21 protein-coding genes are annotated in these 20221 nt (G+C 69.7%); 13 read left to right on the forward strand and 8 right to left on the reverse strand.

Annotated features, from left to right (window positions below):
- Nucleotides 1-178: 178 nt before the first annotated feature.
- Entirely contained in the window at nucleotides 179-673 is a 495-nt protein-coding gene (locus tag FZP69_RS05245; protein ID WP_152040295.1) for a hypothetical protein, read from the reverse strand.
- A gap of 707 nt (nucleotides 674-1380) precedes the next feature.
- Between FZP69_RS05245 and dapA the strand changes: the two genes are divergently transcribed.
- Genes dapA through FZP69_RS05275 form a run of 6 tightly spaced genes read left to right on the forward strand, consistent with a single transcriptional unit; the run spans nucleotide 1381 to nucleotide 7157 of the window.
- Complete coding sequence (gene dapA / locus FZP69_RS05250) at nucleotides 1381-2301, forward strand: 4-hydroxy-tetrahydrodipicolinate synthase (RefSeq protein ID WP_152040296.1); 921 nt, start codon at nucleotides 1381-1383, stop codon at nucleotides 2299-2301.
- Nucleotides 2298-3083 carry a 4-hydroxy-tetrahydrodipicolinate reductase gene (gene dapB, locus FZP69_RS05255; protein WP_275689339.1) on the forward strand — a complete coding sequence of 262 codons (786 nt, stop codon included), beginning with the start codon at nucleotides 2298-2300 and terminating at the stop codon, nucleotides 3081-3083. The genes dapA and dapB overlap by 4 nt, the downstream gene beginning before the upstream one ends.
- Before the next feature lie 9 nt (nucleotides 3084-3092).
- The gene (locus FZP69_RS05260; protein WP_152040297.1) at nucleotides 3093-3935 is read left to right on the forward strand and encodes a 2,3,4,5-tetrahydropyridine-2,6-dicarboxylate N-succinyltransferase; all 843 of its coding nucleotides are present in this window, start codon (nucleotides 3093-3095) and stop codon (nucleotides 3933-3935) included.
- Nucleotides 3932-5185 carry a diaminopimelate decarboxylase gene (gene lysA / locus FZP69_RS05265; RefSeq protein ID WP_152040298.1) on the forward strand — a complete coding sequence of 418 codons (1254 nt, stop codon included), beginning with the start codon at nucleotides 3932-3934 and terminating at the stop codon, nucleotides 5183-5185. The genes FZP69_RS05260 and lysA overlap by 4 nt, the downstream gene beginning before the upstream one ends.
- Complete coding sequence (dapF, locus tag FZP69_RS05270) at nucleotides 5182-6045, forward strand: diaminopimelate epimerase (RefSeq protein ID WP_152040299.1); 864 nt, start codon at nucleotides 5182-5184, stop codon at nucleotides 6043-6045. Before lysA ends, dapF begins: the two co-directional genes overlap by 4 nt.
- Complete coding sequence (locus FZP69_RS05275) at nucleotides 6042-7157, forward strand: M20 family metallopeptidase (protein ID WP_152040300.1); 1116 nt, start codon at nucleotides 6042-6044, stop codon at nucleotides 7155-7157. The genes dapF and FZP69_RS05275 overlap by 4 nt, the downstream gene beginning before the upstream one ends.
- 71 nt (nucleotides 7158-7228) lie before the next feature.
- Here the strand turns inward: FZP69_RS05275 and FZP69_RS05280 are convergent, their stop codons facing one another.
- On the reverse strand, nucleotides 7229-7894 hold the full coding sequence (locus tag FZP69_RS05280; protein ID WP_152040301.1) for an RNA ligase partner protein: 666 nt from the start codon (nucleotides 7892-7894) through the stop codon (nucleotides 7229-7231).
- Nucleotides 7895-8139: 245 nt separating this feature from the next.
- Nucleotides 8140-8928, reverse strand: a complete 789-nt coding sequence (locus FZP69_RS05285) for a helix-turn-helix transcriptional regulator (RefSeq protein ID WP_152040302.1) — start codon at nucleotides 8926-8928, stop codon at nucleotides 8140-8142.
- 239 nt (nucleotides 8929-9167) lie between these two features.
- Between FZP69_RS05285 and FZP69_RS05290 the strand changes: the two genes are divergently transcribed.
- The 6 genes from FZP69_RS05290 to psmA all read left to right on the forward strand — a co-directional run bounded on the left by FZP69_RS05290 (nucleotide 9168) and on the right by psmA (nucleotide 14216).
- On the forward strand, nucleotides 9168-10118 hold the full coding sequence (locus FZP69_RS05290) for a DMT family transporter (protein WP_152040303.1): 951 nt from the start codon (nucleotides 9168-9170) through the stop codon (nucleotides 10116-10118).
- Nucleotides 10119-10322: 204 nt separating this feature from the next.
- Nucleotides 10323-11447, forward strand: a complete 1125-nt coding sequence (locus FZP69_RS05295; RefSeq protein WP_152040304.1) for an RNA ligase — start codon at nucleotides 10323-10325, stop codon at nucleotides 11445-11447.
- Nucleotides 11448-11592: 145 nt separating this feature from the next.
- Nucleotides 11593-12300, forward strand: coding sequence for an RNase P subunit p30 family protein (locus tag FZP69_RS05300; RefSeq protein WP_152040305.1), 708 nt, complete (start codon nucleotides 11593-11595; stop codon nucleotides 12298-12300).
- Entirely contained in the window at nucleotides 12284-12907 is a 624-nt protein-coding gene (locus FZP69_RS05305; protein WP_152040306.1) for a class I SAM-dependent methyltransferase, read from the forward strand. Before FZP69_RS05300 ends, FZP69_RS05305 begins: the two co-directional genes overlap by 17 nt.
- A 40-nt stretch (nucleotides 12908-12947) precedes the next feature.
- The gene (locus FZP69_RS05310; protein ID WP_152040307.1) at nucleotides 12948-13427 is read left to right on the forward strand and encodes an Rpp14/Pop5 family protein; all 480 of its coding nucleotides are present in this window, start codon (nucleotides 12948-12950) and stop codon (nucleotides 13425-13427) included.
- 21 nt (nucleotides 13428-13448) lie between these two features.
- The gene (psmA, locus tag FZP69_RS05315) at nucleotides 13449-14216 is read left to right on the forward strand and encodes an archaeal proteasome endopeptidase complex subunit alpha (protein ID WP_152040308.1); all 768 of its coding nucleotides are present in this window, start codon (nucleotides 13449-13451) and stop codon (nucleotides 14214-14216) included.
- A gap of 196 nt (nucleotides 14217-14412) precedes the next feature.
- Here psmA and FZP69_RS05320 read toward each other — a convergent pair whose 3' ends face one another.
- The 5 genes from FZP69_RS05320 to purH form a co-directional block, all read right to left on the reverse strand.
- A complete protein-coding gene (locus FZP69_RS05320) occupies nucleotides 14413-14772 on the reverse strand; it encodes a helix-turn-helix transcriptional regulator (RefSeq protein WP_152040309.1) in 360 nt (119 codons plus the stop codon).
- A gap of 48 nt (nucleotides 14773-14820) precedes the next feature.
- Nucleotides 14821-15579 carry an NRDE family protein gene (locus tag FZP69_RS05325; RefSeq protein ID WP_152040310.1) on the reverse strand — a complete coding sequence of 253 codons (759 nt, stop codon included), beginning with the start codon at nucleotides 15577-15579 and terminating at the stop codon, nucleotides 14821-14823.
- Nucleotides 15580-15854: 275 nt separating this feature from the next.
- Nucleotides 15855-16292 (reverse strand): universal stress protein, encoded by a 438-nt coding sequence (locus FZP69_RS05330; protein ID WP_152040311.1) that lies wholly within the window; start codon nucleotides 16290-16292, stop codon nucleotides 15855-15857.
- An 82-nt stretch (nucleotides 16293-16374) separates the two neighbouring features.
- On the reverse strand, nucleotides 16375-16680 hold the full coding sequence (locus tag FZP69_RS05335; protein ID WP_152040312.1) for a hypothetical protein: 306 nt from the start codon (nucleotides 16678-16680) through the stop codon (nucleotides 16375-16377).
- Nucleotides 16681-16781: 101 nt separating this feature from the next.
- Nucleotides 16782-18356 carry a bifunctional phosphoribosylaminoimidazolecarboxamide formyltransferase/IMP cyclohydrolase gene (gene purH / locus FZP69_RS05340; RefSeq protein ID WP_152040313.1) on the reverse strand — a complete coding sequence of 525 codons (1575 nt, stop codon included), beginning with the start codon at nucleotides 18354-18356 and terminating at the stop codon, nucleotides 16782-16784.
- A gap of 168 nt (nucleotides 18357-18524) precedes the next feature.
- Between purH and purB the strand changes: the two genes are divergently transcribed.
- Nucleotides 18525-19952: an adenylosuccinate lyase gene (gene purB / locus FZP69_RS05345; protein ID WP_152040314.1), complete on the forward strand. Its 1428-nt coding sequence runs from the start codon at nucleotides 18525-18527 to the stop codon at nucleotides 19950-19952.
- The last annotated feature ends 269 nt before the right edge of the window (nucleotides 19953-20221 follow it).

Genomic DNA, 20221 nt, shown 5'->3' on the forward strand with positions numbered 1-20221 from the left:
CCGAATAACACACGAACGACACGGCGTCGACACTCGACGACGACCGACGCCACCGCCACCGGTAGTAGTTTGTAGCCGGTCGGCGCGTTCGATCGGTCGACGTGTGCCGGAACGCCACGGCTTCGTCCCTCTCTTCAGGACCGGACGGCCGGAACCAGCTGCGCCGGATCCGACCCTGTCAGGTCGTCTTCGTGGTCACGCGGAACTCCGACAGCGGGTCGACGAGTCCCCAGGCGGTTCCGGCGGGGTGGACCAGTGAGACGAGCGGCAGCAGCGGGAGCGCCGCGAGGAGGCGAACTGATCGCTCCTCACGCGCTCGACGGTACCAGAGCGCCCCACGAGCGTACCAGGACGCCGTCAACGCCCCGAGGAGCATCGAGCCGAACCGGAGGAACGGATCGCTGATGACGACCGCCCCGGTGAGCGTGAGCGGGAGCGTCACGGCCGTCACCACCGGCGACAGCGCCCACGCGTAGTTCCGGACACGGATCAGGAGCCGGCACCCGAACGGGAGCCTCGATGCGTCGGCGTGGTTGCCGGCGGCCCACCGTCTCCGCTGCTGGGCGATCTCCACGAGCGGCGGCGGTGCTTGGGTCCGACAGACGACGTCGGCGAGCTCGAAGTCGAGGTCCCGACCTGCGCCGCCGCCCAGACGAACGTCAGGACTACCCACACGAGGGTGACGTCACCGAAGACGAACAGGCTCACCCACAGCACCGCCCGGGCTCCGGTGTCGGCCGTGCCGACGAGGAACGTCCACGCCGTACTCATGGCGTCGACGTGCTCGGCACCGGGTGGCGACCCCCAGCCGACGTCCACGCCGACGCCCATGCCGATCAGCACGAACAGGACGGTCGCGACTCCGAGGAGCGCGCGCCTCATCCTATCCGGCGGTGCGGACGGAGAGCAGTTCAAACACCGACTCGCTACCCCCGTTTTCCGGGGGGTTCAGCCCGATTTGCGTCGAGTTACTTCCGTCAGCAACGGCGTAACGCCGTGATCTGCCGTACCCGGCGGACCGACCACGACGACCCTCGCGATCGGTCCGTTCTCCGGCTCGCCCGCGCGAGCGACCCGTCCACGGGGACGCTGTGGTTCGTGTTGATGCATCTCCCGTGGTCCTGTGGTTCGTGTTGACTCGCGACGACTGCTCCCGCAAGCTATAACAGGGTGAGCGTGCGTGGAATGAGACGTGACACGATCCACGTCTCGCAGCGCTCGCCCGTGGAGAGCCACACGTGGGTCGACGCCGAAATCGAAAAAACGCGTTTTCTGACGCTCGCGGCGGGAGTAGCGACCCCGTCCCGGGCGGTTCTCGACGCTCCGTGAGCGACACGTAACGACCAAGCGACCCACACCACACGACGACATCCACAACCCATGACGATCGACGAGTTCCGCGGCGTGTACCCGGCGATGTGCACGCCCTTCCACGACGACGACAGCATCGACTTCGAGACCCTCCGCGACGACGCCCGACGACTGGTCGAGGCCGGCGTTCACGGCCTCGTCCCCGTCGGTTCCACGGGCGAGTCAGCGACGCTCTCGCACGACGAACACATCGAGGTGGTCGAGTGCGTCGTGAGCGAGGTGGGCGACGAGGTGCCGGTCATCGCGGGCTCCGGCTCGAACAACACGCGCGAGGCGCTCGAACTCTCCCGGCGGTCGGCCGAGGCGGGTGCCGACGGCCTGCTGCTCATCTCCCCGTACTACAACAAGCCGGAACCGCAGGGGTTCGTCGAACACTACCGGACGATCGCGGACGCGGTCGACCTGCCGCAGATCGTCTACAACGTCCCCTCGCGGACGGGGCGAAACATCCAGCCCGACACGGTCGTCGAACTCGCCTCACACCCGAACATCCGGGGGTACAAGGCGGCCAGTGGCGACCTCGGGCAGATCTCCGAGGTGGTCGAGCGCACCCGAGATGAGGCGTTCCAGGTCCTCTCGGGCGACGACGGTCTCACCCTGCCCGTCCTCTCGGTCGGCGGGACGGGGACGATCAGCGTCGTCGCCAACGTCGAACCGGAGCGGACGGTCGGGATGGTCGAGGCGGCACTCGCCGGCGACTACGAGCGTGCCCGCGAGCTCCACCACACGCTCGCCCCGCTCGTCCGCCAGCTGTTCGTCGAGACCAACCCCATCCCGGTCAAGGAAGCGATGGCCATTCGCGGCTACGGCCCCGCGAACCTCCGGCTGCCACTGACGCGCATGGGCGAAGAGGGCGCCGCCGAACTGGCGCGGGTCCTCGACGACCTCTCGGCGCGAGAGCCTCCCGTCACTGCGGAGGCCGACCGGTGAGCGACCGCACACGAGCACGGCTCGCGGTGACCGGCGCGACCGGCCGGATGGGACAGGAACTCCTCTCGCTCGCCAGCGACCGCGACGACTGCGACGTCGTCCTCGCGGTGAGCCGCTCGGCCCCGGACCACGAGATCGCGGGCGTCCCCGTCGCCGACGCCGACGCGCTCCCGCGTCTCCTGGTCGAGAACGACGTCGACGTGCTCGTCGACTTCACCGGCCCCGGCTCCAGCGTCGAGTACGTCGCCGCCTGTGCCGACGACGGCGTCGCCGCCGTCGTGGGCACGACGGGCTTCTCCGCCGACCAGGAGGCGACGCTCCGGCGCGCCAGCGAGTCGGTCCCCGTGCTGAAGGCGGCGAACTTCTCGCGCGGGGTCGCCGCCCTCCGGCGGGCGGTCAGAGAAGCGTGCGCGGCACTCCCCGACTTCGACGTCGAGGTGACCGAGACCCACCACAACGGCAAGCTCGACGCCCCCTCGGGGACGGCGAACACCATCCTCGACGACGTGGACGACGTCCGCGGTGCCCACCCGCGCGTCCACGGTCGCGAGGGCGACCAGCCGCGCGAGACGGGCGAGATCGGCGTCCACTCCCGCCGCGCCGGCGGGATCCCGGGCGAACACGAGGTGCTCGTCGGGGGTGCCCACGAGTACCTCTCGCTGTCGCACGCGGCGCTCGACCGCGGCGTGTTCGCCGACGGCGCGCTCGACGCTGCCGTGTGGCTCTCGAACAGGGACGCGGGCTGGTACGACTTCGGAGCCGTAATAGACGATGAGGAGTGATGGAGACGCATGACGCTACAGACCGACGTCGAGACCCTGTGGGAGCAGTACCGGACCGATGAGATCGACGCCGAGTCGTCGACCGCGGCCGAGCTGGAGACGCTCGACGCCTTCCTCGACGCGCTCGAGGCGGGCGAGATCCGCGCCGCCGAGAAGACCGGCTCGGGGGTCGAGAGCTGGACGGCAAACGAGTGGGTCAAGCAGGGCATCCTGCTGAACTTCGGCCTCCGCGAGACCCACCCGCGGGAGTACGGCGACGTCACCTACCACGACGTCCTCCCCCTCCGCGAGACGGACGACCTCGCCGAGAAAGGGACGCGCAACACGCCCGACGGCACGACGATCCGCCGGGGTGCGTATCTGGGGAGTGACTGCATCATGATGTCGCCGTCGTTCGTCAACGTCGGTGCGTACGTCGGCGACGGCACGCTGGTCGACTCCTGTGACACCGTCGGCTCCTGCGCGCAGATCGGCGAGGGCGTGAAGCTGGGCGCGAACACGCTCATCGGTGGTGTGCTCGAACCCGTCGAGGACGCCCCCGTCGTCCTCGAAGCCGGCGTCTCGCTGGGCGCGGGCTGCCGGGTCACGAGCGGGTTCAGGGTCGGCGAGAACACCATCGTCGGCGAGAACACCCTGCTCACACCCCGTATCCCGGTGTACGACCTCGTCGCCGACGAGGTGATCTACGGGCACCTGCCCGCCGAGCGGCGGGCCTTCACCCGAATGGTGGAGTCGTCGATCGGCGACCACGACCTCTTCGCCGGCGGCGCGTACAAGCCCGCCGTCGTCGCGCTCGACATCGAGGACGACACTCGCGACGCGACGCGACGGGAGGAGGCCCTCCGCGAATGAGTGCGGGGGAGTCCGCGGAGTCGTCAGCGAACCCGCCCGTCCGGCGGCTCTCAGCGTGGGACGCCGACGAACTGGCGCGGCTCGCAGCCGAGCACGAGACCCCGCTGTACGTGATGGATCTCGGACGGGTGCGCGAGAACTGTCGCCGTCTCCGCGACGCGTTCCCCGACGCCGACGTCCGGTACGCCGCGAAGGCCCACACGGGCCGGGCGGTGCTCGAAACCGTGCACGGGGAAGGACTCGGCATCGAGTGCGCCTCCGCCGGCGAGGTCGAGCGCGCGTTCGCGGCCGGCGCCTCGGGCGAGGACGTGCAGTACACCGCGGTCAACCCCCCCGACCGGGACCTCGACGTCGTGGTCGAGCGGTGGCACGACGCGCCCGACCTCACGGTGACCGTCGGCGCGCGGGACACGATCGACCGCCTCCGCGACCGCGGCTTCGACGGTCGGCTGTGCGTGCGGGTCAACCCCGGCGTCGGCGCGGGCCACCACGAGAAGGTCACCACGGGGGGCCACGCCAAGTTCGGCGTCCCCTACGCCGACGCCGAGTCGGTCGTCCGCGACGCGCGCGACGACTTCGACGTCGTCGGGATCCACGCCCACGCCGGCTCCGGCATCTCGGGCGACGACCTCTCGGCGCACCGCGAAGTCGTCCGGCGGATGGGCGACCTCGCTCGCGCCCTCTCCGACCTGCGCCTGGAGTTCGTCGACGTCGGCGGCGGCTTCGGCGTCCCCTACCGCGAGGACGAACCGCCGCTGGACCTCGGCACCGTGGCCGAGGCGACCCGCGACGCGCTCGGCGACGTCGACGCCCAGCTCGCCATCGAACCGGGCCGGTACGTCGTCGCGGACGCGGGCGTTCTCCTCACGACGGTCAACACGGTGAAGGAGTCCGACGAGTACGAGACCGTCGTCGGCATCGACGCCGGGATGACCACGCTCCTCAGGCCGGCGATGTACGACGCCTACCACGCGATCAGAAACCTGTCAGTCAACGACGACGAGACCGAAATCGATGTCACCGTCGCTGGGCCTATATGCGAGACGAGCGACGTCCTGTGTGAGCACAGACCGCTCGCGCGACCTTCGCGAGGCGACGTCCTCGCGGTGGGTAACGCGGGCGCGTACGGGTACGAGATGGCGTCGACATACAACTCACGGCCGCGGCCGGCGGAAGTCGTCCTCGAGCCGGCGCCACGCCTCGCCCGACGCCGCGAGACGCTCGCGGCACTGACCGAGCTAGAACGATGACCCAACCCAGCACCATCCACTTCGAGAAGTACCACGGGACCGGCAACGACTTCGTCGTCGTCGACGCCGACGATCCCGTCCCGAACCGACAGGCGTTCGCGACCACCTACTGCGACCGTGACGTCGGGGTGACCGACCCTTCCTCCGAGACCCGCGGCGCCGACGGCGTCCTCTTCCTCGCGCTGGAGTCGAGCTACGACCCGCCGCGCGTCGTCATGACGCTCGTCCAGCCCGACGGCTCCGTCGCCGCCATGTGTGGCAACGGCGCTCGCTGTGCGGCGGCGTGGGCCCGCGACCGGACCGACGCCGACGTCGTCATGATCGACACGCCCGCTGGAACCCGCCGGGCCGTCCTCGACGGCGACGAGGTGACCGTCGAGATGGGCGTCCCCTCTTTCGACCCGCGCGACGTCCCCCTGGACCGCGACGCACCGCTCGTCGAGGAAGCCGTGGAGGGCCTCACCGTCACCGCAGTGAACACGGGCGTCCCGCACGCCGTCGCGCTCGTCGACGACGTCGACGCGATCGACCTCGACGCGGTGGCCCCCCCGGTCAGACACGCCGACGTCTTCCCGCGCGGCGCGAACGTGACCCTCGCCTCCCGGGACGGGGACGGCTTCCGCCAGCGCACCTTCGAGCGCGGCGTCGAGGGCGAGACCCGCTCCTGTGGAACGGGCGCGGTCGCCGTCGTCGCCGTGGCGAAGCGCCTCGGCCTCGTCGGGAGCGACGAACTGCGGGTGTCGCCGCCGGGTGGTGACCTCCTGATCCGGGTGCCCGACCGCGACGAGGCGACGCTCCGCGGGCCCGTCGCCCTCGACTTCGCGGGCGAACTTCCGGTCGTTCCGACGCCCGAACCGTGACGGCATCGAGATTCGACCCCGTCGCGTTCCTCGAACGCGCGGTCCGCATCGACTCCACCGACGCCGACGTCGCCGAGATGCGCTCGTTCCTGGTCGAGACGCTCGAACGAGCGGACGTGTCCGCGACGGTCGACGACGCCGGCAACACGCTCGCCTCACGCGGTGCCCCGGTCGAGACGGCGACGCGTCACGTCGTGCTCAACACCCACATCGACACCGTCCCGCCGCACGTCCCGTACGAACGCGACGCCGCCGGTGACGACGTGATCCGCGGCCGCGGCTCGTGCGACGCGAAGGGGCCGCTCGCAGCGCTGCTGGCCGCGTTCTTCGCGGTCGACCCCGGCCCCGACGCCGACGCGCGCGTCACGCTCGCGGTGACGCCCGACGAGGAGGTGCTGTCGACCGGCGCGGCCGCGCTCGACCTCGACGCCGACTGCTACCTCGTCGGCGAACCGACCGGCCTCGACGTCTGTACGGCGGCCAAGGGCCGGTTCCAGGGTACGCTCGCGCTCTCGGGGAGCGCCGCACACGCCGCCGAACCCGACTCCGGGGTGAACGCCGTCGCCGCGCTCGAGTTCGCGCTCGGAGCGATTCGGACGTTCGACGCCGACCGCGACCCCCACCCCGACCTGGGTGCGGCGACGCTCACCCCCACGGTCGTCGAGGGCGGCGCGGCCACGAACCAGGTGCCCGCCGACTGTTCGCTCGTCGTCGACCGCCGGAGCGTCCCACCCGAGACCGCCGAGGGCTTTCGGTCGTCGCTGGTGACCGCTGTTCGAGAGCGAGTCCCGGACGACGTGGGCGTCTCGTTCGCGCTGACCGACCGCCCGACGCCGTTCCTCGAGGCGTTCGCGACCGACCCCGACCACGAGCTCGTCCGGACGCTCGCGGCCGCCGCACGCGAGGCCGGCGGCTCGGCTCGGGTTCGGCCGTTCACCGCGGCGACGGAGGCGTCGTACTTCGCGCCCGCGCCCACCGTGGTGTTCGGCCCCGGCGTGCTGGCGGACGACGAGGGGGCCGTCGCCCACGCCGAGCGGGAGTACGTCCCCGTTCAGGAGGTCGAACGGGCGGCCGAGGCCCTCACCGTGACGCTCGACGCGCTCGTCTCGTAGCCCCGCCGGGGAGCCCGTCTCCGTTCGCCCGCCGGTTCGCCACTCGGTCGGTCTCGTCGTCTATTCGCGCGCTACTCCTCCGCCCCCGTCGCCCGCAGGTACTCCTCCAGCAGGGTCGGGAACTGGCCGCCGTGGACGTACCGGAGGCCGAACTCGTCGGCCCACGAGATGACCCCCCGATCCTCCGTGACGACGCCGGCGTCGAGTTCGCGCGCGAGCACGAGCAGGTCGAAGTCCTCGCGGGAGTCGAGGACGCCCTGCCGGAGCGCCCGGCGGTACTTGTCGCGCATGTTCGAGAGGACGCGGTCGGCCTCGGTCACGTAGTCGCCGTCGTCGCTGGCGAGCAGCTCGGGGTCGAGCTGCTGTACCTCGCGGAGCGCCTCCTCGGAGACGCGCAGGCCGCGGTTCACGCGGTCGGACATCTCGTCGATGAAGTTGTAGACGATGTTCGCGGGGATCGTGACGCCGTAGCGGTCGGGGCTCTTCCTGACGACCCAGGTGTCAAGCCGGGAGAACACCTCGTCGCTCACGTCGCGGTCGCGGAGCATCGTCGCGAGTTCGTCGTGGATCGACGGCGGCATGTAACACGAGATGTTGAGTTCGAGCCGCGCCGTCGCGACTAGGTCGAGCAGGCGGACGACGGCCGGCTCCAGCGACTCGCCCTCGCGTCGGATCTCCTCCGTGATGAACAGCGACGTGTCGAGCACGAACCGCTGGCGCGGCAGTTCACCGGGCATGGCGTAGATTGATCCCCGCGATATAAATGCGTCCGCCCTCCCACGGCTCGGCCGGTCGCGGGCGTGCCGGGGTCTCGTCGTGACCCCACCGGGGCGCATCGGGGGGATCCACCGGAGCACTGGGATCTCCGCCGGGTGGTCCGTGGATGCACACGGAACGAGCCGTCGAGCTCCCCGTGCGTCCCGTCACGTCCCCTCTCGCCCGGTTGCCCGTCCCCCCCGCGCGTTTCCCGCGTCCGTCGTCGTTACAACCGATCGACGGTCAGCGGCTCCGCGCTCTCCCAGTGTCGCTCGAACAGGTCGTTCGCCCACGAACACACCGCGGGGTCGTCCCAGTCGATCGAGGCCTGAAGGACGCCCTGGTCGTTGCGAAGGAAGAGATGGACGACCGCGTCGGCGATCGTCGCCGCCACGGGAATCGCCTGGTCGGTGATTCGAAGTGTCACCCCTCCGGCGGCGAGCAGTTCCCGGAGCCGCCGTCGAAGCTGCGAATCGTCGGCGATGGCGTCGATCGCTCCGGACGAGAAGACGCCCTCGAAGCGCTGATCGCCGGCCGCGGTCCGCTCGGCGATCGTCTCGAGGCTCTGTTCGTTGAACGCGTACGAGACGATCCGGACGGAACTGGCGTCGCCGAGGAGGTCGATCACGCGCGTCACCGGCGCGTTCGGGCGGACGCGGCTCGGTGCCGTGACGTTCGCCACGGTCAGGCGATCGAGGTCGAACGTGATGGCCTCCGCCGGCAGCCACCGGACGATCGGCCGGAGTTCGGCGTCGGTTTCGAGGATCTCGACGAGGTCGCCGAACCCGCTCGAGACGAGCTTCCCCGTCAGCGACGCCCGGTACGTGCCGCCGTCGTGTGTGACCCACGAGCGGTCCTCGAAGTCCTGCAGGATCCGCCCGACCGTCGGCTGTGAGGCACCGGTCAACTCGACGAGTTCGCGTCGGGTCCGGGGCTCTTCGACGAGGTGTCTGAGCGCCTCCACGCGGTTCGGCGAGAGCGCAAGGAACTCGATCTCCTCCAGTGCCGATTCCATACTCCGGGGTGTGGGACCCGTGGCCAAACGGCTTTCGAGTCGCGACACGACCCCGCGCCGGGTTTCGAGCCGCGAAACGGTGTCGTGGTCTGAACCTCTTCCCTCCCCCGGTTCCGTGTTTCTCGCCGTGCATGGATTTCTGAATCGTCGTATAACCCCTGGACTCTTCCCCCAAAGTAGATGGTTTCACTGTCTCCGTCGCCGGCGGGGGTCCCTCCGAGCCGGGGTGAAGCGTGACGATGGACGCGTCCCGTCGCCTCACGCTGTTCGCGCTGGTGAGCCTCCTCCTCGGGGGGACGTTTGTGGCCGCGAAAGCCGGCCTCGACTACTTCCCGCCGCTGCTGTTCGTCGCGCTCCGGTTCGACATCGCGGCGGTCGTACTGTTCGCCTACGTCGCCGTGACGACCTCGGGACGGGTGGCTCGACCGACGTCGGTGCGCGACGCCGTCGCCGTTCTCGCGACCGGGGTGTTCGTCATCGGGCTCGCCAACGCCTTCCTGTTCGTGGGACAGCAGCACGTCTCCAGCGGCATCGCGGCGATCGTCTTCAGTCTCAACCCGATCCTGACCCCCGTGTTCGCGGTGTGGCTTCTGGCGGACGAGCGGCTGTCCGTCCGCGGCGCCGTCGGCCTGGCGATCGGGCTGGTCGGAGTCGCCCTCGTGGTCCAGTTCGACCCGGCGAACCTCCTCGACGGGGACGTGCTGTGGAAGGGGGTCGTGTTCGCGGGCGCGGTCGTCGGTGCCCTCGGGACCGTCCTCATCCGGTGGGCCGACTCGGACCTCTCGAGCAGCGTCCGGACCGCGTGGGCGCTCCCGGTGAGCGCCCTCCTCACGCACGCACTGAGCGTCGTCTCGGGAGAGTCGGCCGCCTCGGTCGTGTGGGCTCTCGAGGCGCTCGTGGCGCTCGGTTACGTCGGTGTCTTCGCCGGTGCCCTCGCGTACATCGTCTACTTCGGCCTCCTCGACGAGGTCGGTCCCATCCGCGGGAACCTCGTGTTCTACGCCGTGCCCATCGTCGCGACGCTCGGCGGGTGGGTCCTCCTCGGCGAATCGATTTCGACGCCGACGCTCGTCGGGTTCGCGACGATCTTCGCCGGGTTCGCGGTGCTGGCGAGCGAGTCACTCGTCGCCGAAACGGCGAAGTGGTACGGTGCGGTCGCCGCGCGGATGGCCTCGCTCGAACTCGGCTGAAGCCGCCCCTCTCGTCTCCCGACCGCCTCGGCACCCCCTCCTTCCGACCTCGGAACGCTCCTCTCTCGACATCTCTCGGCCTGCTCACACGGTGATCGACATCTCTTGGCCTGCTCACACGGTGATCGACATCGTTGGCGTCGTTCGCTCCGTGTTCGACGGGTCGCGCCCGGGACTTTTGCCCGTCCACGATCATCGGGGGATATGGACATCCGCGCGTACTTCGAGCGGCTCGACTCGACCGCCGCGGAGCCGTCGGAGCTGTTCGAGCACTTCGAGACGCGCTCCGTGGACGGCCGAACGTACCACGCGCTCCCGGACGCCCGCCACGGCGTCGAGCGGGGGACCGTGGTCTTCGACGACGCCGACGCCGTCGTCCGCGGCTACCCGAGCGTCCCGCGCGTGCTCGTGCTCGAGACGGGCGTCCCGTCGGTGTTCGGCGACCGCGACGTGGTCGTCGAGGAGAAACTCGACGGGTTCAACGTCCGCATCGCCGACGTCGACGGACCGCTGGCGTTCACCCGGGGCGGACACGTCTGTCCGTACACCACGTCGCGGGCGCGTGCGCTCCTCGACTTGCGCGCGTTCTTCGCCGACCATCCCGAGAAGATGCTCTGTGCGGAACTCGTCGGGCCGGAGACGCCGTACACGACCCACGACTACGACGACGTCGACTCCCACGAGTCCCGGGTGTTCGGGATCCGTGACCGCGAGACCGGCGAGCCGATGGGCGTCGAGGCACGGCACGAGTGCTGCGAACGGTACGGTTTCGAGGAACCGCGGGTGTTCGGCCGGTACGACTCGACTGAGGCCGTCGAGGCGATCGGCGCGGCCATCGAGACGCTGGACGCGGCCGGGCGCGAGGGGGTCGTCATGAAGTCGGTCGAGGGGGAGCCGCTGGCCAAGTACACGACCGAGTCCCAGCACCACGCCGAACTCGGCTACGCCTTCTCGCTGCCGTTCGACTACGGCCGCGACTTCGTCTTCTCGCGGATCGTCAGGGACGCGTTCCAGGCCTACGAGTTCGACGACACCGACGAACGGCTCCGCGAGCGCGCACACGACCTCGGCGAGTCGATCCTCCTGCCGATGGTCGAGACGATCGAACGCGTGGCGGCCGGCGAGACGGTCGGGGACCGGCACACGATACGGGGCGAGTCCGAGCCGATCGAGGCACTCCTCGACCACCTGCGCGAGCAGTCGCTGACGCTCGACATCGAACGCGACCGCCGGGTGGAGAGCGAGCGCGTCGTCGAGTTCGTCAAGATCGCCGAGGCGACACACGACCAGACGCAGTACTACCTCGACGGGGGGACCCGAAACGAGTAAGACCTCCTCGCGACGGCTCGGATCGACGGCCCTGACGTCGTGACGACACACGTCGAGGAGGTCACGCTGCCGGTCGTCCGGCTTCGCGACGCGCGGAGACGCACGAAGCGTAAACCCGATACCGACGGGCGGTCTCCTCGTGCGCATGTACGAGGCCGTCACCGCCACGCCCGACGGCGAGTCGACCCCGTCGCGGTTCGCCCACGCCGCCGCCCGCTACGGCTACGACGGCGTCGTCGTGCGCGCCACTGGGGAAGACGGCGGGCTCGGGATCGACGACTACGACCGGATCCGCGAACGGTTCGGGGTCGACGTCGTCGACGGCATCGAGATCGACGCCGACGACCCCGAGTCGGCGGCGGGTTCGATCGGCGCACACCGCCCGTCGCGCACGCTGGTGCTCGTCCGCGGGGGTGAGGGGCTGAACCGGTTCGCCGCAGAACACGAGCGCGTCGACGTGCTCGCCCGACCGTTCGCCGACGGTGGCGACGTGAACCACGTGATCGTGAAGGCTGCCCGCGACAACGGGGTCCGGCTGGAGTTCGACCTCGGGCCCGTCCTCAGACTCGACGGCGGGCGGCGGGTCCAGGTGTTACGGAAGCTCCGCAAACTCCGCGAACTCGTCGAGGCCTACGACGCGCCGTACGTCGTCAGCGCCACCCCGAACTCGCACCTCCAGTTGCGCGCACCGCGCGAGCTGGCCGCCCTCGGCGAGACGCTGGGCTTCTCGGCAGAGGGGATCACGGAGGGGCTCGAGGAGTGGGGCCGTCTCGCGGCGAGGAACCGCCACCGACGCTCCGAGTCGTTCATTGGCCCGGGGGTCGAACGGGGTCGGTATGAGGAAGACGCGTGAGGAATACGCTGCCCGCTTCTCGGCGAAGGCGGCCGACTACGACGACGCCTCGCCGGAGTATCTCGCCTGCTGCGACCTCGTCGTCGACCACGCCGCGCCCGGTCCCGACGACGTCGTCCTCGACCTGGGGACCGGGACGGGAGCCATCGCGCTCGCGCTCGCTCCCCACGCGAAGCGGGTCGTCAGCCGTGACATCAGCGAGGGGATGCTCGATCGCGCCCGCGAGAAGGCTCGCGAACGCGGGATCGACAACGTCGAGTTCGGCGACGGCGCGTTCCGCGCCCCCGCGTTCGAGGAACCGGTCGATGTCGTGACGTCGAACTTCGCGCTACACCATCTCTCGGACGACGAGAAGCGTGAGGCGGTCGAGACCATCGCCGCGCTCGGCCCCCGGCGGTTCGTCCTCGGCGACGTGATGTTCTTCGGTGAACCCGACCCCGACGAACCGTTCTACTCGCCCGAGGTGGACGACCCCGCGACCGTCGGCACGCTCGCGGACGTCTTCACCGACTGCGGGTTCGCGCTGACGGCCGTCGAGCGGGTCCACGACCAGGTCGGCGTGCTCGTCGGCGAGCGGGCGAGGGCCCGCGAGGACGGACGGACGTGAGCCGAAGCCGAGAACGGACACGGGACCGCGAGGACGTCGCGTGAGACACCTCCCGAAACACCTCCGTCCACGGTGGCGCTACCTCGCCGTGGGGCTGGAGTCGTGGCCCGACGCCTCGCTGTCGCGCGGAGCGTTCCAGCGCGAGCTCTGGTACGCGGCGCAGAACCTCGTCGGCGACACGAAGAGCGCAGACGCCGACCTGACAGTCCTCGGCTTCGATTTCGAGCGCGGGAGGGGCGAGACGCTCGTCCGCGCCCGGCGCGACGAGGTGAGCGTGGCTCGCGCCGTGGTGGCGTGTGTCGACGAGGTCGACGGTCACCCGCTCGGCGTGCGGGTTCGCGGCGTGTCGGGGACGGTGCGAGCCGCTGAGGAAAGGTATTTAAATCGCGGCCCCGGACGATTCGAGGAGAGAACCGTCGTGGTCGATGAAGACGCCCGGACTGCCGTCGCCCGTCCTCCCGTCGTCGACGTGGCCGGTCCCGGTGGCTTCTCGGGCGCGACCGAACTCGATTTCGAGTGATACGGTAACACGCAACACATCATGCAGGGACAAGCCCAACAGCAGGCGTACGACCGCGGAATCACGATCTTCTCACCGGACGGCCGCCTCTATCAGGTCGAGTACGCTCGCGAGGCCGTCAAGCGGGGGACGGCGAGCATCGGTGTCCGGACGCCGGAGGGCGTCGTCCTCGCGGCGGACAAGCGCTCGCGCTCGCCGCTGATGGAGCCGACCAGCGTCGAGAAGATCCACAAGGCTGACGACCACGTCGGCATCGCCTCGGCGGGTCACGTGGCCGACGCACGCCAGCTCATCGACTTCGCGCGTCGACAGGCACAGATCAACCATCTCCGCTACGGCGAGCCGATCGGCATCGAGACGCTCACCAAGGAGATTACGGACCACATCCAGCAGTACACGCAGGTCGGTGGTGCCCGACCGTTCGGCGTCGCGCTCCTCATCGCGGGCGTCGAGAGCGGCTCCCCCCGGCTGTACGAGACGGACCCCTCGGGGACGCCGTACGAGTGGAAGGCGGTCTCCATCGGCGCCAACCGTGGCGACCTCCAGGACTACCTCGAAGAGCAGTACACGGACGACCTCGCGCTCGACGAAGGGGTCGACCTCGCGCTGCAGGCCATCGCCTCGACGAACGACGACGAACTCGCGCCCGCGGGCGTCGACGTCGCGACGGTGCCGACCGAGGACGCGACGTTCCAGGAGCTGTCGAACGACCACATCGAGGGCCACCTCGCCGAACTCGACCTGCTGCCCGACGAGGACGCCGCGGACGACGAGAGCACGGACGAGTAACGCCGCGCTGTCCCTCTCGATCTCCCCCGCCAGTACCGGCCAGCCGGGCGACCCGTGTCCGAACCCACACCCGTCTTCTCCGCCCCTATCCGGCGGCGTTCGGGTGGCTCACGGTGGTGTGCTCCACGGGACCGTGTGCTACTAGCGGCCAGAGAGATCCGTTCCGTCGGACGGTGCTGCGTTCCCGGTCGACTCCTCAGATGTCGTACTCCTCGTACGCGAGGTTCATGAGCCACTGTGAGAACGCGTCGCTGTTCGGGTTTACTTCCTCCTCGCCGATGAACGGTGAGAGGAGGTCACCGGCCATCAGCAGCGAGAACTGGAGGTCGCGGGCGGCCGGTTCGAGGTAGTAGGTGTTGTGGCCGTTGTAGACGGTCTCCTCGCGCTGGATGAGGTCGAGATCTTCGAGCTTCTCCGCGATTCGACTCCCCTTCCGCGAGGAGATGTCCAGCGCCTTCCAGAAGTCGCTCTGGTGGATCCCTCCTTCGTCGCGAATGAGTTCGAGTGCCTGGCGCTCGTCGTCGGAGAGGTCCGCCTCGGCTTCGGCCGCGCTCATACCTCACCGACGTTCCGCGAGCGATTTAAAGTTGACCTTCGTCGGCGTTCACTCGCCGTCGACGTTCGTCGCGATCCGTCCGTAGGACGTCTCACACGGTGGTCCGGCTGCGAACTGGTAGTCGACGTGGCCGCCGTCGCCGACCGTCACGAGCGACGACGACCGGGTGCCGTACCGTCCGGCGTCGTCGTGGACACAGACGCCGTACTCGTGGTCGGCGAGGACGGCCTTCGCACGGTCGAGCCACCCGCTGGCGCTCTCACCGGGCACCGGCCAGAGCGCCTCCTGGACACGGGTCGCGTTGTTCCCCTGTTCGGGTCCCATCTCCGGGCGGCGTTCGGGCTCGAAGAACTCCCCGTTCACCCCCACGTTGACGACGACGTGGACGCCGGGTGAGAGGTTCCGGACCCGCGTCTTCCCGTCCCACTCGACGAGCACGGCGGCGTGCGCGTCGGCGAGCACCAGGTTGAACCCCTCGTACCTGTGTTCGCGGATAGCGTTCTCGACGAGCCGGGTGGCGTCCTCGGCCGACGTCGCGCCGAGCGCGTCGCGGACGAGGAGCCCCCGCGAGCGTTCGCCACCGCCGTCGACCGCGACCCAGCGGTTCGTGATGCCGACGAAGACGCCGGCGTCGTTCACCCCGATCCAGGTGCCCCCGGCGTCGACGTCGCGCGGGGCGACGAACCCCGGGTCACCCGGGACGCGAGTGGGCGGCTCCGAGGGCCGGTCGAGCGCCTCGTCACGGTTCGCGGCGACGACCACGGGTGCGCCGTCGAACGCTTGCCACGCGAGAGTGAGTGTACACACGCCCGCGGCTACGGTGGCGACGGGCATAAGGCTCTGCTCGTCGGCGCTCGTCGTCCGCGTCCGTAGCGTCTCGGACGCCGTCGTGGCGTTTCCGAAGACCTCCCACGGTTGATATACGATGGCGGCGGTATCCCGGTCCGTGACGTGACGACTCCGGGCGAGCGTCCCGCGGAACGACGGCACGCCGCTCGTCCGCCCGCCAGTGCCGTCTGCCTGCTCTTGGCTGCTGGTCGACCGTCCTCCCCGCGATGCCCGTCGTCCCCACCGAAGCGACGTCAGTCGTCGCCGATGTGGACGACGAGCACGGGCTGGTCGGCGTTCGCCACGACCCGTTCGGTGACGCTCCCCATGTTGACGAGTTTGTCGCGGCCGGTCCGTCCGTGCGTGCCGATGACGATCAGGTCGACGCCTTCCTCGTCGGCGTATCGGAGGATCTCCGAGTGGGGGACGCCGTCGCGGACCGCCGTCGTCGTCTCGACGCCCGCCTCCGTCGCCCGCTCGCGCACCGCCGCGGTAGCCTCCTCGGCGTCGGCGGTCAGGCTCTCGAGGATCGCGTCCTGCTGGTCCCGATCCGCCGAGAGGTAGACGCGACGGTCGACCACCGAGAGTGCGTGCACACGTGCGTCGCGCTGCTTCGCGACGTCGAGTGCGTGTGTCAGTGCTTCCTCCGTGCCCGCGCTCCCGTCGGTCGGAACGAGGATGTCGTCGTACATCTCGTGCGACTCTCTCGCGCGCGACTGTTATAATAGACGATGGTAGCCGCTACTGGGTGCTGTTCACCGTCGTCGATCGCGCTCACCGGGCGTCCGCGAGTGCGAGGCGTCGATCGCGCTCGGACGCCACCTCGACCGACTCCATCTCTCGTGGCGTCTCCTCGTCGAACTGTTCGGCGAGGACCGCGCAGTCGACCAGTCGACGACGTGGCGGGTAGCCTGCCCGGAACAGACCGGGCTCTCGGTCGTCTCGAACCCGGCGGTCCGAAAGGACGATGTCGGTCCCGGCGACCCGGGCTTCGTCGACGATTTCGGCGTGGACGACGCCGCGGCGGACGGTCGCCGTCGCGTCGGGGTCGGCCCGACGAGTTCGTCCCGCCGCTCGCATCGTTGCTCGGCGCGAGCGAATCGGTGGGTCTCCGTCACTACTCGTGCCCGACGCACCGGAGCGCTCGTCCCTTCACGCTTCGAGCTCTCCCTCGCTGGCACTCAGTCGTGTCTGAAGCACCGCCGACCGGTGAACACCATCGCCATCCCGTGGTCGTCCGCCGCGGCGATCACGTCCTCGTCGTTGACGCTCCCGCCCGGCTGGATGACCGCCTCGATGCCCGCCCCGGCGGCCTCCTCGACGCCGTCGGGGAACGGGAAGAACGCGTCGCTCGCCATCACGGCACCGTCGGCGGACTTCCCCTCGGCGTGTTCGTCGGCCTTCATCGCCGCGAGCCGGACGGCGTCGACGCGGGAGACCTGTCCCATCCCCACGCCGACGGTCTCCGTCCCCGACGCGAAGACGATGCCGTTGGATTTGACGTGTTTGAGGACGCGCCAGGCGAACAGCATCGACGCCAGCTCCTCGTCCGTGGGGTCGCGCTCGGTGACGACGTCGAGGTCGTCCGTGGCCGGTGCCCACAGGTCGCGTTCCTGGACGAGCCGCCCACCGACGAGCAGTTTCTCCGTCAGCCGATCCGTCGTCTCTCCCAGCGGTCCCACGTCGAGCACCCGGAGATCCCCCTTCTCGCGCAGGACGTCCAGCGCGGCGTCAGTGTACGCGGGGGCGACGACGACCTCCTTGAACGACTCGGTGATCGCCTCGGCGGTCGCGGCGTCGCACTCCCGGTTGAGCGCGACGATACCGCCGAAGGCGCTCATCGGGTCGGTCGACAGCGCACGGTCGTAGGCGTCGACGAGTGTCTCGGCTGTCGCACAGCCGGCAGGGTTGGCGTGTTTGATCACCGCGGCCGCGGGGTCGTCGAACTCCTTGATCAACGAGAGCGCCGCGTCGGCGTCGTTGTAGTTGTTGTACGACAGCGCCTTCGCGTCCTCGTTCAGCTGTGCCGCGTGGACGACGTTCGCCTCCGCACAGCCGTCGTCGGCGTACACCGCCGCGTCCTGGTGTGGGTTCTCGCCGTAGCGCAGAGTCGAGACCCGGTCGTCGGAGGTGAGCCGACGCTCCGGGAAGTCGCCGCCATCGTCGCCGTCGACGCGGACGCCGTCGTCGGTCACCTCGACCCGATCCTCGCTGAACCACCGGACCGCCCGTGGGTAGGCGGTGAACTCGCCCTCGTACAGCACCCGCTCTTTCAGGGTCGCGGCGTCGTCGCCCTCGTAGACGGGGACCGCTTCCTGCGTGACGATCGGTCCACCGTCGACCGCCTCGGTGACGACGTGGACCGTACAGCCCGTCATCCGAACCCCGGCGTCGAGCACCTGTTCGTGGGCGTCCATCCCGGGGAACGACGGCAACAGGGAGGGATGGACGTTCAGCGTCGTCGGCGCGTCGTCGAGGAACTCGCCGGTGAGGACGCGCATATAGCCGTCGAGACAGACGAGGTCGAAATCGTACGCCGACAGACGGTCGAGGACGCGCCGTTCGTGTTCCGCGCGGGGGTCGTCGCCGCGTTCGACGACCTCCGTCGGAATGCCGCGCTCGGAGGCGTCCTCGAGGATCGGCGCTCCGTCACGGTTCGTCAGCACGACGGCGACCTCGGCGCCGCCGGGTGCGCGGTCGGCGATGTGCAGGAGGTTCCGCCCACGATTGCTCGCGAGCCCCGCGATCTTGAGCATGCCTGAGTCACCTCGTGGAGGCGGAAAAACAGTTGCGGTCCGGTGCCGCGATGTATGCAGAGACGTGGATTATCAGAAGGATAGTGACGGGAGTTTTGGCGTCGAATGTGCACAACAGTGTCTCCCGCCATCGATACGTTTTTGCCGGCACCGCGGACAGTTGCCGCCATGACTGCCCACGACGCCCGTTCGGACCTCCCCCGAGCGGATCCGCTCGCGGCGGTGTCACCGCTCGACGGTCGCTACGCGTCGCGGACGGGGCCGCTCGTCCCCTACGCGAGCGAGTCGGCGCTGATGCGTGCCCGCGTCGAGGTGGAGGTCGAGTATCTACTCGCGCTCGCCGACCTCGACGCCACACCCCTGGACATCGACGACGCGACGCGCGCGCTCCTCTGCTCGCTGTACGAGGAGTTCACGGCCGACGACGCCCGCCTGGTGAAACGGATCGAGGTCGACGGGACCGACACGTACGCGGCGACCAACCACGACGTGAAGGCGGTCGAGTACTTCCTCCGCGTGCGTCTCGCCGACGCCGTCGACGACGCCGACCGGCTCTTCCCGTGGATCCACTTCGGCCTCACGAGCGAGGACGTGAACAACCTCGCCCAGCGGCTCCTGGTCCGCGGGGCGGTCGAGGACGTGTTGCTCCCGGCGCTCGATGCGCTCCGCGACGACCTCGTCGAGACCGCCCGCGAGCACCGCGATCTCCCGATGCTCGCGCGCACCCATGGCCAGCCCGCGACGCCGACCACGTACGGCAAGGAGATGGCCGTCTACGCCGCCCGGCTGGGGCGCACCACGGGCCGCGTCCGAACGGCTGTCGAGGAGCTCGCCGGCAAACTCGCGGGGGCCTCCGGCGCGTACGCCGCGCACGTCGCGGCCTATCCCGACGTCGACTGGCGCGCGTTCTCCCGGGCGTTCGTCTCGGGGCTGGGACTGGATCACCAGCGGCTGGCGACGCAGGTCAACCCGTGTGACGACCTCGCCGCGCTGTTCGATGCAATTCGGGGGGTCAACAACGTCCTCGTCGACTTCGATCGCGACATGTGGCTCTACGTCTCGGACCGGTACCTGGGTCAGGAGGCCGCCGAGGGGGAGACGGGATCGTCGACGATGCCACACAAGGTCAACCCGATCGACTTCGAGAACAGCGAAGGGAACCTCTCGAAGGCCGACGCCGACCTGACGTTCCTCGCCGACTACGTCACCACCTCGCGGCTCCAGCGCGACCTCTCGGATTCGACGGTGAAGCGAAACATCGGCGCGGCGTTCGGTCACTGTCTCATCGGCTACACGAAGGCCGAACAGGGGCTCTCGAAGGTGGTCCCGAACGAACAGGTGATGCGGGACGAACTCGAGGCGACTCCAGAAATCCTCGGCGAGGCGATCCAGACGATCCTCCGGCGGGAGGGTGACACCGAAGCGTACGAGCGCGTGAAGGAGCTCACCCGCGGGCAGCGAACGACTCTCGCCGATCTCCGCGCCCTGTTCGAGGATCTCGACGTCTCCGACGACGTCCGTGCGGAGCTCACCGCGCTCACGCCGGCCGGCTACACGGGGCTCGCCGCCGAACTGGTCGACGACGTCGATCGGTAGCGGTCGGGGCGCGTCGTCGCCGCGTGACACGGCCACGGTGGCTTCCAGCGGTGTGGGCCGAGCGCACACACGACCCTCCTCTCACTCGTTTTCCTCGGCGTCCGAGACCGACCACAGCCGACAGCCACGGGTGACGATCGACTGGCGGCGCGGAGCGCCGGCTCCGGTGGCGACGATCACGATCGTTCGCAGAAAACGCCCGCGATGCGGGCGCTCAGAGGCACGGGATGCGGTGAGTGCCGACGGAACATGGCTGGTCGGACTGGGCT

Source organism: Salinigranum salinum (assembly GCF_009176545.1).
Lineage (GTDB): Archaea > Halobacteriota > Halobacteria > Halobacteriales > Haloferacaceae > Salinigranum > Salinigranum salinum.

What these genes read in the sequence shown, in the direction of transcription:
- FZP69_RS05280 (WP_152040301.1), bottom strand. Translation starts at nt 7,894, where the DNA reads ATGCCCGGTGAACTGCCGCGCCAGCGGTTCGTGCTCGACACGTCGCTG.
- dapA (WP_152040296.1), top strand. Translation starts at nt 1,381, where the DNA reads ATGACGATCGACGAGTTCCGCGGCGTGTACCCGGCGATGTGCACGCCC.
- lysA (WP_152040298.1), top strand. Translation starts at nt 3,932, where the DNA reads ATGAGTGCGGGGGAGTCCGCGGAGTCGTCAGCGAACCCGCCCGTCCGG.
- dapF (WP_152040299.1), top strand. Translation starts at nt 5,182, where the DNA reads ATGACCCAACCCAGCACCATCCACTTCGAGAAGTACCACGGGACCGGC.
- FZP69_RS05320 (WP_152040309.1), bottom strand. Translation starts at nt 14,772, where the DNA reads ATGAGCGCGGCCGAAGCCGAGGCGGACCTCTCCGACGACGAGCGCCAG.
- FZP69_RS05285 (WP_152040302.1), bottom strand. Translation starts at nt 8,928, where the DNA reads ATGGAATCGGCACTGGAGGAGATCGAGTTCCTTGCGCTCTCGCCGAAC.
- FZP69_RS05335 (WP_152040312.1), bottom strand. Translation starts at nt 16,680, where the DNA reads ATGCGAGCGGCGGGACGAACTCGTCGGGCCGACCCCGACGCGACGGCG.
- purB (WP_152040314.1), top strand. Translation starts at nt 18,525, where the DNA reads ATGACTGCCCACGACGCCCGTTCGGACCTCCCCCGAGCGGATCCGCTC.
- psmA (WP_152040308.1), top strand. Translation starts at nt 13,449, where the DNA reads ATGCAGGGACAAGCCCAACAGCAGGCGTACGACCGCGGAATCACGATC.
- FZP69_RS05330 (WP_152040311.1), bottom strand. Translation starts at nt 16,292, where the DNA reads ATGTACGACGACATCCTCGTTCCGACCGACGGGAGCGCGGGCACGGAG.
- FZP69_RS05290 (WP_152040303.1), top strand. Translation starts at nt 9,168, where the DNA reads ATGGACGCGTCCCGTCGCCTCACGCTGTTCGCGCTGGTGAGCCTCCTC.
- FZP69_RS05300 (WP_152040305.1), top strand. Translation starts at nt 11,593, where the DNA reads ATGTACGAGGCCGTCACCGCCACGCCCGACGGCGAGTCGACCCCGTCG.
- purH (WP_152040313.1), bottom strand. Translation starts at nt 18,356, where the DNA reads ATGCTCAAGATCGCGGGGCTCGCGAGCAATCGTGGGCGGAACCTCCTG.
- FZP69_RS05295 (WP_152040304.1), top strand. Translation starts at nt 10,323, where the DNA reads ATGGACATCCGCGCGTACTTCGAGCGGCTCGACTCGACCGCCGCGGAG.
- FZP69_RS05305 (WP_152040306.1), top strand. Translation starts at nt 12,284, where the DNA reads ATGAGGAAGACGCGTGAGGAATACGCTGCCCGCTTCTCGGCGAAGGCG.
- FZP69_RS05260 (WP_152040297.1), top strand. Translation starts at nt 3,093, where the DNA reads ATGACGCTACAGACCGACGTCGAGACCCTGTGGGAGCAGTACCGGACC.